The following is a 10,669-nucleotide window of genomic DNA, read 5'->3' as shown; positions in this document are numbered from 1 at the left end:
GATTGAACACAATAGAAGCTATTATTTTAGGAATAATTCAAGGGTTAACGGAGTTTTTGCCAATAAGCAGTACGGGGCATTTAACCCTTTATGGTAAAATTACTGGATTGATTAATCCTCAGTTCCCTGAGAAGTGGACTTCATTTATTGCTGTTATTCAGATTGGAACATTGATAGCGGTGCTAATTTATTTCTGGAGAGATTTAATTTCAATTGCAAATGACTTTTTTAAGGAAAACTTATTTGAACAAAAGGCAGTGAAATCTCAATCGCTCAACTCAAAAATGGGTTGGTACTTAATAATTGCAACAATACCGGTGGCGGTAATAGGGTTATTATTTAAAGATTTTATCGAAGGTGTGTTCACAAAAAATTTAATGGTAATTGCATTAAGTCTAATTATTCTCGCATTAATTTTAGCTATTGCCGAAAAGTCAGGTAAATTTTCCAGAAAGATAAATGATATTAAATGGTACGACGCCCTAATTATTGGGATAGCTCAAGCAATATCACTAATACCCGGCTCCTCACGATCTGGCACGACAATCACCGCCGGTTTATTCTTAGGTTTAGATAGAGAAACCGCGGCGCGATTTTCTTTTTTGATGAGCATTCCGGCTGTAGCGGCAAGTGGATTGTTGCAGTTTTATGAGTCCTTATCCTACATAAATCTTGATGGATTGATCGCAATGATAATCGCAACATTTGTTTCAGCACTGGTGGGTTATCTTTCAATTGAATATTTATTAAAGTATTTGAGAAAAAAAACGACTTTCATTTTTGTTTACTATCGTGTAGCAGTTGGAATTATTGTCTTAATAATGTTATACCTAAACATAATTTATTTATAATAGAGGCATAAATGAAAAATCTTATAACTTATTCATTGGTAATTGTTATAACTTTTATTTCCTGTAAATCCGATTCAGCAAACAATAAAAAAACTGATGGTGAGACCAAGCAGCCGGTATCAGAATCATTATCTTCCTACAACCGGGTACTGGCTAATTTTGACACAAATTTGGGAACGTTTACCGTAGAGTTATTCGCACAAAAAACTCCAAAGACTGTAAAAAACTTTGTAGAATTATCTGAACGCGGTTTTTACAATGGAATATCTTTTCACCGAGTAATTAAGAATTTTATGATTCAAGGGGGGGATCCAACCGGAACCGGTAGTGGTGGAGAAAGCATTTATGGCGGTCCATTTGAAGATGAGTTCCACCCGGATTTGATGCATAACGAACCTGGAATACTTTCAATGGCAAATGCCGGTCCGGGTACTAATACAAGTCAGTTTTTTATTACAGTTGCACCTACTCCCTGGTTAAATGCTAAACATACAATTTTTGGGAAAGTGACATCCGGACTCGAAATTGTTTATAAAATTAGTGAGGTGCCAACTAACAACATGGATAAACCAAATAATCCAGTTGTGATTAACAAGCTCACTATCCAAAAATTAAAGAACAACTAATGTCGCAAAGAGAATTTTTTAGCTCCCGCTGGGGGTTAATTCTTTCTGCACTCGGCATTGCTGTAGGCTCAGGAAATATTTGGAGATTCTCAATAATTGTTGCACAGAATGGCGGCGGATCATTTTTAATACCCTGGTTAATATTCTTAATTATCTGGTCTGTGCCACTTATAATTGCTGAATTTGCCATAGGTAAATATGCTCGTCAATCGCCAATGGGAGCGTTTTCAAAGGTTGCAGGTCCTCGATTTACCTGGATGGGGGCTTTTGTTGCAGCTGTTGCTACCTTTATTATGTTTTATTATTCGGTTATTACCGGCTGGTGCCTAAAATATTTAGTTTCTTCTGCCAACGGTGAATTATTATCTACAAAAAATCATTTGCTTTATTGGACTAATTTTTCGGAAAGTTATACACCACTTCTTTACCATTTTATTGTTATGATTATTGCCGGTTCAGTAATTTATTTTGGTGTAAGAGGAATTGAAAAAATTAGCAAGATTTTAGTTACCTCACTAATCACCATACTGCTCTTATTGATGATTAGAGCTGTTACCTTACCAAATGCGTTAGAAGGTTTGGAATTTTTTTTCAGACCAGATTTTAACTTAATGCTCGACCCAAAAATTTGGCTCAATGCCCTTACCCAAAATGCATGGGATACCGGCGCAGGCTGGGGATTGATTATGACTTATGCAATTTATATGAAGAGAGAAGAGGATATAAGTTTAAATGCTGCACTAATAGGATTTGGTAATAATTCAGTATCGTTGATTGCTGGCATCACAATTTTTTCTACCGTCTTTGCCCTGGGAAGTAATGATCCGTTGTCCCAAATTTCAAATAGTGGTCCAGCAAATACAGGATTAACATTCATCTTTCTACCGGAACTATTTAACAAGATTACCCCTTTTCATCTTGTGAATAATATATTTATTACGTTGTTCTTTCTTGCCCTATTTTTCGCCGCTATAACCTCACTAATTTCAATGTTAGAACTTTCAGTTAGTTCATTATGTGATTTGGGTATGGTGAGAAAAAAATCAATAATGATTATGCTTGCTATTGGCATAACCGCGGGTATTCCCTCTGCGCTAAACACCAATTTTTTCTTGAATCAAGATTGGGTTTGGGGTATCGGTCTTATACTTAGCGGAGCATTTATTGCTTTTTCGGTAAATAAGTTTGGAGTGGAAAAATTTCGCATCAATCTCATTAATTCTCATGGAAATGATTTCAAACTTAACAAACTTTATGATTATCTTATTAAGTATGTAATACCATTTGAGGCTTTAGTACTTATCTTGTGGTGGCTTTATTCTTCAACACAATGGGATAGCGAGTGGTGGAATCCATTTCATACGGAAAATTTGGGTACATGCATTCTGCAATGGACAATCATAATATCGACATTCATTCTTATCAATAGTAGAATAAATAAGTTGTTGTTAGAGAGAAAAGTTTAATGATCACGATTATTACAGCTATATTAATAATAGGAATTATTTGGGGTGGATTCCTATTCTTTTTATATCGCGCTATAAAATTTGAAAAATTAAAAGAACCAAGAGAGAATGGCTAAAAAAATCAAACTTCCATCAATTGAACTGGTAAGTAATTTGATTCAGCAAGAGAAGATTCTCCCAATTTATTTTTTATGCGGAGAAGATAATTTTAGCATCGATTCTACAGCCCAGAAACTGGAAGATTTGTACTCGAATCTTGTAAAATCTGATTTCGATAAGGAAGATATCAATGTTGAAAAAGGAGTTACATTAAACCAGATTATTGATTCGGCATATGCTTTTCCCTTTGGTGGTGGGAAAAAAATTATAACAATCAGAAATTTTGAATTACTTTCAGAAAAAAAGGAATTTGCAGCATATATTCAGAATCCCGCCGATTTTACAATCTTAATTATCTGTAACTTTGGCGAAGTAAAAGATACATTGAGCGAACCAGTAAAATCCTTAATTCAATACAACCTAATCTTTAGTGCCGAAATTATTAAGGGAGATGAACTAATTGATTGGATTTTACATCAAGCCAAGGAGATAGGACTCCTTTTTACTGAAGATAACGCCAGAGCATTAGTTGAAATTTCGGGTGATGACAAAACGATGCTAAAGATGCAGTTAAGAAAATTTTTAGACTATACACCGGTTAATGGTAAATTTGATTATGATGCCATAAAAAATATTGCTTCTCCAACAAAACAATATTCTATTTTTGATCTCCAGAACGCAGTAGGTAGGGGGGATAAAAACGAGGCCCTCAAAGTTGCACTTAGTTTAATTAGCAGTGGTGAAGATGCAATTACGCTTGTAAATTTTCTGGCTAAATCAATTATCATAATTTCACAAATGTTGGAAGTTGTGGGGGTTAGCGGACTCTCAAGGAATTCTTATGATATCGATTCTTCAAATGCTAGGAAAGTCGGCATTAGTTATGGCTATTTTATGAACTTAAAAAAGTGCAAATATTTGTTTAACGATAGAAGGTTACTTAATGCCTCCGAAGCACTTTTATCAGCAGATCTGAACATAAAAAACAGTAGTATGGACCAGATTACAGTTGTTACTATGCTAGTCTCAGAGATAATTTCATGAGGCTGAAAATAACTTTTCTTGCATAAAAAACTGTTTATGGCTAAAATTGACATAGAAAATTGAAACATTTTTTTTACACTAAGGTATAAGCCAAGTTGTCTAAAAATTTAACTGGACTAACAGACGAAGAATTGATCAAGGAGTTTCAAGATAATAATACTCTTGAAGCTTATGAATTATTGGTAAAACGCTACAAAGATCCTTTAATGAATTTTGTTTATCGTTTTTTGGGAGATCGAGATAGTTGCACCGATGTTGTTCAAGAAACAATGATTAAGTTTTATATTCATAAGGATTCTTATAAATCATTTGCCAAGTTTTCGACATGGATTTATACAATTGCAGGTAACCTGGCGAAAAACGAATTAAAAAGAAGAAGGAGGAGAAGTTTCTTTTCAATTAATAATGATGAAGATGAAAAGTCTCCTCAAATTGAAGATAAATCATTTTTGTCCCCCGAAAAGGCGGCAGATGGAGAAATTAGAAGCGAAATAATTCAGAAAGCATTATTAAGAGTTAAACCAGTCTATCGTGAAGTTGTTATTTTAAGAGATATTCAAGATTTATCTTACGAGGAAATTGCGGAAATTACAAATTTAGCCATTGGCACAGTGAAATCAAGAATTAACCGGGGGAGAGCACAATTGCAAAAACTATTAAAGCATATTTATAAAGAGTAGCTTATGAAAAATAATTTTTACAATGAAGATGAAAAATATAAAAATCTTATTAAGGACTTAAAAAATTTACCAGCTATTAAAACAGATGAAAATTTTGAATATAATCTTTTAACAAAAATTAATAATCTGCCATTACTTGAAGAAAAGCCAGTCCGAAAGTTTAGATTAAGCTTATTCCTTGCACCTTCTGCAGTTATGGCGACGGCAATAATCCTCTTTTTTGTATTCCTTCCCCCAAACAACAATGATGAAAATCCACTACTTTCAGATCCACAACCTATTCAAAACCAATTATTGAGTGGGAACTCCTCCGATTCAATTGAGAAATTGAGTGAAAAAGTTGAATTTTCTACATCAATTAAAGAGAAGATCGTTTCGTCAAAACCAGAAGTTCAGCCCCAGATTAAAACAAGTACCCCAAGTCGTTCCATTCAGAGTTCCAGGTCGATTGCACTTGATGAGTACATTTCTGGTAAAAGCTCATTGAAGGAATCATCCTCAAAGAGGGCAAGTGTTGTCAGTTCTGGAGACGCTTCAGAAGAATTTGATGGATTTTTTGTAAGGGAGCCACTCGACGCTCAAACCCTAAAGAAATATAGAGATGCGCTAGATTCTATCAAAAATGCGGAAATTAAGAAAGATTCATTAAAAAAAGCCGGAAAATAGCTGTTTATTTGTTTTTAAAGTAAATGATAATTAAATTTACTGCCTAATTTTAAGGAAAATGTGTTCAAATGAAAAAAGGTATTCATCCAATCTATCAAAAGTGTGAAGTTTCTTGTGTTTGCGGAAATACTTTCGTTACTCGTTCGACTGTTGATCATATAAAAATTGAACTTTGTTCTAATTGTCATCCCTTTTTTACGGGAAAACAGAAGATGCTAGATTCTACCGGTCGTGTTGAGAGATTCAAAAAGAAATACGGTAAAAAAGAAGCTTAACCTTAATATGGGCTGATTTCAGCCCTTTTTTTTTCAATAGCACCTATATATATTTCAGCACGATATGGAAACAGAAGAAGAATCTGTAGGATTAAATTTGTACAATGGGGTTCGGGGGCACGCAATAAAAATTCTAAATAGAATTGACCGGACAGACGCATACCTCGATAAACTTCTTGAAATAGAAATGAAGAACTCCGGTTTATCGGGTCCGGATAAAGCTTTACTTTTCGAAATCGTTCATGGAGTTACCCGTTGGCTTGGTAGGATAGATTGGATTCTTAATGGTTTTTATAAAGGGCAGTTTTCAAAATGTATCCCTAATGTTAAAAACGCCATGAGAGTTGCTATTTATCAAATACTCTTTTTGGACAAAATCCCAGATTATGCTGCTGTAAATGAGGCAGTGGATTTTGTAAAAAAAATGCAAGGACAGAAACCCGCGGATTTAACCAATGCAGTATTACGAAATGTTATTAGAAGTAAAGATTCAATTAGATACCCCGATCCCAATGAAGATTTAGTTGCTTATTTTAGCGCTTATTATTCACATCCTTCTTGGCTTGTAAAAAGATGGTTAGCCCGCTATGGCAAAGAGGAAACTGAAAATCTTTTAATTGCTAATAATAATAGACCTTTTCACACCATTAGAGTAAATGGAATTAAAACTAATATTGATGAATTACAAAAACTTCTTAAGGCGGTGGATCTAAAATTTACATCTGGGAAATATTTACCTGAATTCTTAAAACTTGCGACATTAACAAATATTGTGGACTGGGAATATTTTCAAAAAGGATATTTTACAATTCAAGATGAGAGTACAGGTATTCCTGTAAAGCTATTGGATCTTCAGAAAGGAAATCGCGTACTCGATTTATGTGCCGCACCTGGAGGGAAGACAGCTTTTATAGCAGACCTTTTAAGTAACACTGGTGAAATTGTTGCTCTAGATAAATTTGAAAGCCGCTTAAAAATTCTTGAGAAAAATCTTACAAGACTCGGTGCTGAAAATGTTTCTATGAAAGAAATAGACGCGTTGGAATACGAAGATGAATCTGGATTTGATAGAATACTTATTGATGCTCCATGTTCGGGGTTTGGTACTCTAATTAAGAAACCGGATTTAAAATGGAAGAAAGACTTGGGTGATATTAGAAAAATTGCTAATATTCAATACCAGTTATTAGTTAAAGGTTCGTCTCTTTTACGAGTTGGTGGGATTTTAGTTTACAGCACCTGTACTACTGAACCTGAAGAGAATAAAGATGTTGTTAAGAAATTTTTAGAGCAACATACGGAATTCAAAATTATTGATGCAAAAGATAGTGTAAATCAAATTTTAGTTGATGAAGAAGGTTATGTCCAGACTTTACCAAGTACTCATGGGATTGACGGTTCCTTTGCGGTAAAACTTCAAAAAATAAATTGATATAGGATGCAGTCACAATCTTTAAAAATATTTGCTGATGAACTCAAGGCGAATAGAGAATTAAAAGGTATTTCACTCCAGCAAATTTCAGCAAAAACAAGAATCGACCTGAAATACTTATCGGCTATCGAATCGGCCAATTTTGGAATTTTACCTGATCTCTACATTCGTGCCTTTATTAAAGAATATGCTCACATTATTGAACTAGACCCTCAATCAGTAATTCATAACTTTGAACTAGCCCAAGCTGGCAGCTATCCTCCGCAAAAAGAAATAATAGTAAATCCCCAAATTGACGAAGTAATTCCTCAGAATTCCAGTCATGAAAACATAGAAAAAGTTAATGCTCAAAAATTAGAAAAAGATATTTCACAAGAAGAAGTTACTAGAAATAAAAAATTTACTGATGAAACCCAGACCAATAAACTACCTGAAAGTGCCCAGCAAAGTAAAAATAATTCCAAGCTAAATTATATTATTGGTTCAGCAATATTGATTATTGGGATTGTTGTACTTTACTTCGCACTGGTTTATCAAGATAACCCAGAAATTATAAAGGAAGAAGTGACATTATCAGATGAACCTTCGAAAAAATTTGAAGTTATCGAACAGGCAGAGGATGTTCCACAGCCAATAGTAAATGATGATAGTCTTCGGATCGAAATAAAAGTAAAACAAAATGTTTGGCTAAGAGTAGTTAGTGATAAAAAAGAACTTGTTAAACGTGTAGTACTTCCAGATGAAATTTTAAATTATAAGGCATTAACAGAGTTTAGTGTTAGTATTGGAAATGCTGGTGTTGGTGAGATAATCTTTAATGGTAAATCGATAGGCAGTTTAGGCAAGATCGGGGAAATCAGAAATATCAGAATATCAAAGGACAATATTAGATATTTAACTATTCCACCAAAAAAACAATGAGCAATTCTGCGTCAGAAAAAATTCTAACTCTTCGAAAAATTATCCGCGACCATGATTACAAATATTACATTTTAAATCAGCCCACAATTACAGATTATGACTATGATAGGTTACTAAATGAACTTAAGGAATTAGAGAATAAATACCCAAATTTAATCACACCAGATTCCCCCACACAAAGAGTAGGCTCCGATCTAACCAATGAATTTAAGAATATTCATCATTCTATTCCTATGTTAAGTCTTTCAAACGCCTATTCACTTGAAGAACTGAGAGACTTTGATAGACGCGTTAAAGATGGTTTGAGTGAGGGGTCAATACCCGAATATGTTTGCGAGTTAAAGATTGACGGTGTTTCAATAAGTATAAATTATGAGAACGGTTTGTTAAAGTATGCCGCTACCAGAGGAGATGGAACGATTGGGGAGGATGTAACTCAAAATGTAAAAACGATTCGCTCATTACCGCTGATAGTTACACCAAAAGAGGATCTCCACGACATTCTGAATTTTGAAGTGCGGGGAGAAATTTATTTTGAGAAAGAAGAATTTCAAAAATTGAACGCCGAGAGGGAAGCAAACGGGGAAAAGTTGTTTGCTAATCCTAGGAATTCCGCTGCTGGTACCATTAAATTACTTGATCCAAAACAAGTTTCAAAACGTCCATTGCGAGTTTTTCTTTATTATTTTTTTACGGATGAATATGCGGTTCAAAGCCAGGATGAGAATCTTAAAATTTTAAAAAAATTAGGATTCCGGATAAATGAAAATTTTAGAGTATGTGGCACAATTGCTGAGGTTGAGGAGTTTTGCAACAAATGGGAGGTAACGAGGGAAAATTTACCTTATGAGATTGATGGGGTAGTTATAAAAGTGAATTCCATCCAACATCAAAAGAACTTGGGTAATATTGCTAAAGCTCCTAAATGGGCTGTTGCCTACAAATTTAAGCCCCAGCAAAAAACTACATTATTAAAAAATATTACATGGCAAGTTGGACGAACCGGCGCAATAACTCCTGTTGCCGAGTTGGAACCAGTTTTATTGGCTGGATCAACAATTAGCAGAGCTACACTTCATAATCCGGATGAAATTGAAAGAAAGAATTTGATGATTGGCGACTTCGTATTAATTGAAAAAGGAGGGGATGTAATTCCTAAAATTGTTTCAGTTGATTTTAGTTTGAGGCAAGATTCAGTCACAAAGATTGAAATTCCTGAACAGTGCCCGGTATGTAAAGGACCGTTAGTGAAAAATGTTGATGAAGTTGCTTTGTATTGCGTTAATAGAGATTGTCCAGCTCAATTAAAGGGTAAATTAATCCATTTCACTTCTAGAACCGCGATGAATATTGAAGGACTAGGGGATTCATTAATCGAAACCCTTGTCGATAATAATTTCTTAAACACCTTTACAGACATTTATGATTTAAAGAGCAAACGGGAATTATTGATAAACCTGGAAAGGATGGGAGAAAAAAGAGTTGATAACTTACTCACTTCAATTGAGAATAGTAAAAGTACTCCCTTCCCAAAAGTACTCTTTGCTCTTGGAATAAGGTATGTAGGCGCAGGTGCTGCTAATAAATTAGCGATGCATTTTAAGTCTATCGATAAACTAATCTCAGCGTCCCATGAAGAAATTGAAGCAATAAATGAAATTGGCCCAAGAATTAGCTCCAGCGTTAAAGATTATTTTTCCGATAAAGAAAATCTGAGGATTATTGATTCCCTTAAAAAACACAATATAAATTTTTTCATTGATTCGGAGATTTCAATCTCAAACACATTAGAGGGGAAATCATTTCTTGTTACCGGTACATTAGTAAAATTTACACGAGATGAAATAAAAGATGCCATACAAAAAAATGGAGGGAAACCGGTTACCTCCCTAAGTAAAAAAACTGATTACCTGATAGTGGGTGATAACCCTGGTTCTAAAGTTCAAAAAGCCACAGAGCTAGGCATTCCAATTCTTGATGAAGATACTTTTGTTCAGATGATTGAAGGTAAAAGCAATGTTTGAAAAATTAAAAAAAAGGGTTGCTAAGTTTATTTTAGCGCGAAAGTATCTTAAAAAAAATTGGGAAGCTTTGAACTTTCGCGATTCGATTAAAAAGTCAGTAACTGCTTTTATAATTCTACCAAGCAATGATTCTGATTTCCATTCTGCGTTCCAGGTCGTTGAATATTTATTCCAAAATGGGAAAGCGATTACTCTATGCATCAAAGAACATAAGTATAATGAAATTCCCAAAAATGACAGATTTAAATACTTGTCATACCATTTTGGTCAGATTAACCGGATTGGACTTCCTTTAAAATCAGTAATTGATCGGTTTTCACATCAAAATTATGATTTGGTGATCGACCTTAACCGGGAGGAGGATTTATTTCTACTCTCACTTCTATGTGAGGTAAAAAGTAGTATCAGGCTGGGTTTTCACCGGGAGGGGCTGGATGGTTATTATAATTTTTTGGTGGGCATAGCCGGTATGGATGCCCAAAAAACGTACGAAAACCTAATAAAATACCTGAAGATGTTCTAAAATATATAGTTCCGAATGATTGCCCGAATTTGTAAATTGGGCACGTAAATTAAACTTAAAAG

The 10,669-nt window shown here is 34.3% G+C and carries 11 protein-coding genes; all 11 read left to right on the top strand.

All coding sequences use genetic code 11. The annotated features are described in order from the left end of the window. Positions 1-2 precede the first annotated feature (2 nt). The 11 genes from uppP (at position 3) to KF816_12000 (ending at position 10,607) form a co-directional block, all read left to right on the top strand. Entirely contained in the window at positions 3-851 is an 849-nt protein-coding gene (uppP, locus tag KF816_12050) for an undecaprenyl-diphosphatase UppP (protein ID MBX3008745.1), read from the top strand. 11 nt (positions 852-862) lie between these two features. Then, the gene (locus tag KF816_12045) at positions 863-1,477 is read left to right on the top strand and encodes a peptidylprolyl isomerase (GenBank protein ID MBX3008744.1); all 615 of its coding nucleotides are present in this window, start codon (positions 863-865) and stop codon (positions 1,475-1,477) included. Further along, a complete protein-coding gene (locus KF816_12040; GenBank protein ID MBX3008743.1) occupies positions 1,477-2,943 on the top strand; it encodes a sodium-dependent transporter in 1,467 nt (488 codons plus the stop codon). Before KF816_12045 ends, KF816_12040 begins: the two co-directional genes overlap by 1 nt. A gap of 108 nt (positions 2,944-3,051) precedes the next feature. Then, positions 3,052-4,086: a DNA polymerase III subunit delta gene (gene holA, locus KF816_12035; GenBank protein ID MBX3008742.1), complete on the top strand. Its 1,035-nt coding sequence runs from the start codon at positions 3,052-3,054 to the stop codon at positions 4,084-4,086. A gap of 206 nt (positions 4,087-4,292) precedes the next feature. Beyond that, the gene (locus KF816_12030) at positions 4,293-4,766 is read left to right on the top strand and encodes a sigma-70 family RNA polymerase sigma factor (protein ID MBX3008741.1); all 474 of its coding nucleotides are present in this window, start codon (positions 4,293-4,295) and stop codon (positions 4,764-4,766) included. A gap of 3 nt (positions 4,767-4,769) precedes the next feature. Further along, positions 4,770-5,432 carry a hypothetical protein gene (locus KF816_12025; GenBank protein MBX3008740.1) on the top strand — a complete coding sequence of 221 codons (663 nt, stop codon included), beginning with the start codon at positions 4,770-4,772 and terminating at the stop codon, positions 5,430-5,432. 68 nt (positions 5,433-5,500) lie between these two features. Continuing rightward, positions 5,501-5,707: a 50S ribosomal protein L31 gene (rpmE, locus tag KF816_12020; GenBank protein ID MBX3008739.1), complete on the top strand. Its 207-nt coding sequence runs from the start codon at positions 5,501-5,503 to the stop codon at positions 5,705-5,707. A 64-nt stretch (positions 5,708-5,771) separates the two neighbouring features. Further along, positions 5,772-7,139 carry a 16S rRNA (cytosine(967)-C(5))-methyltransferase RsmB gene (rsmB, locus tag KF816_12015; protein MBX3008738.1) on the top strand — a complete coding sequence of 456 codons (1,368 nt, stop codon included), beginning with the start codon at positions 5,772-5,774 and terminating at the stop codon, positions 7,137-7,139. Between the two features lie 6 nt (positions 7,140-7,145). Next, on the top strand, positions 7,146-8,060 hold the full coding sequence (locus tag KF816_12010; GenBank protein MBX3008737.1) for a helix-turn-helix domain-containing protein: 915 nt from the start codon (positions 7,146-7,148) through the stop codon (positions 8,058-8,060). Next, positions 8,057-10,084 carry an NAD-dependent DNA ligase LigA gene (gene ligA, locus KF816_12005; GenBank protein MBX3008736.1) on the top strand — a complete coding sequence of 676 codons (2,028 nt, stop codon included), beginning with the start codon at positions 8,057-8,059 and terminating at the stop codon, positions 10,082-10,084. Before KF816_12010 ends, ligA begins: the two co-directional genes overlap by 4 nt. Continuing rightward, the gene (locus tag KF816_12000) at positions 10,077-10,607 is read left to right on the top strand and encodes a hypothetical protein (protein ID MBX3008735.1); all 531 of its coding nucleotides are present in this window, start codon (positions 10,077-10,079) and stop codon (positions 10,605-10,607) included. Before ligA ends, KF816_12000 begins: the two co-directional genes overlap by 8 nt. The last annotated feature ends 62 nt before the right edge of the window (positions 10,608-10,669 follow it).

Source organism: Melioribacteraceae bacterium (assembly GCA_019638015.1).
Taxonomy (GTDB): Bacteria; Bacteroidota; Ignavibacteria; order Ignavibacteriales; family Melioribacteraceae; genus JAHBUP01.
The sequence above is the reverse complement of the archived record's forward strand: the minus strand, read 5'-3'. Positions and strand labels throughout refer to the sequence as shown.

Excerpts from the sequence above, each read along its gene's own strand:
- KF816_12045 (MBX3008744.1), top strand. The coding sequence starts at position 863 with ATGAAAAATCTTATAACTTATTCATTGGTAATTGTTATAACTTTTATT.
- KF816_12040 (MBX3008743.1), top strand. The coding sequence starts at position 1,477 with ATGTCGCAAAGAGAATTTTTTAGCTCCCGCTGGGGGTTAATTCTTTCT.
- holA (MBX3008742.1), top strand. The coding sequence starts at position 3,052 with ATGGCTAAAAAAATCAAACTTCCATCAATTGAACTGGTAAGTAATTTG.
- KF816_12030 (MBX3008741.1), top strand. The coding sequence starts at position 4,293 with ATGAATTTTGTTTATCGTTTTTTGGGAGATCGAGATAGTTGCACCGAT.
- KF816_12025 (MBX3008740.1), top strand. The coding sequence starts at position 4,770 with ATGAAAAATAATTTTTACAATGAAGATGAAAAATATAAAAATCTTATT.
- rpmE (MBX3008739.1), top strand. The coding sequence starts at position 5,501 with ATGAAAAAAGGTATTCATCCAATCTATCAAAAGTGTGAAGTTTCTTGT.
- rsmB (MBX3008738.1), top strand. The coding sequence starts at position 5,772 with ATGGAAACAGAAGAAGAATCTGTAGGATTAAATTTGTACAATGGGGTT.
- KF816_12010 (MBX3008737.1), top strand. The coding sequence starts at position 7,146 with ATGCAGTCACAATCTTTAAAAATATTTGCTGATGAACTCAAGGCGAAT.
- ligA (MBX3008736.1), top strand. The coding sequence starts at position 8,057 with ATGAGCAATTCTGCGTCAGAAAAAATTCTAACTCTTCGAAAAATTATC.
- KF816_12000 (MBX3008735.1), top strand. The coding sequence starts at position 10,077 with ATGTTTGAAAAATTAAAAAAAAGGGTTGCTAAGTTTATTTTAGCGCGA.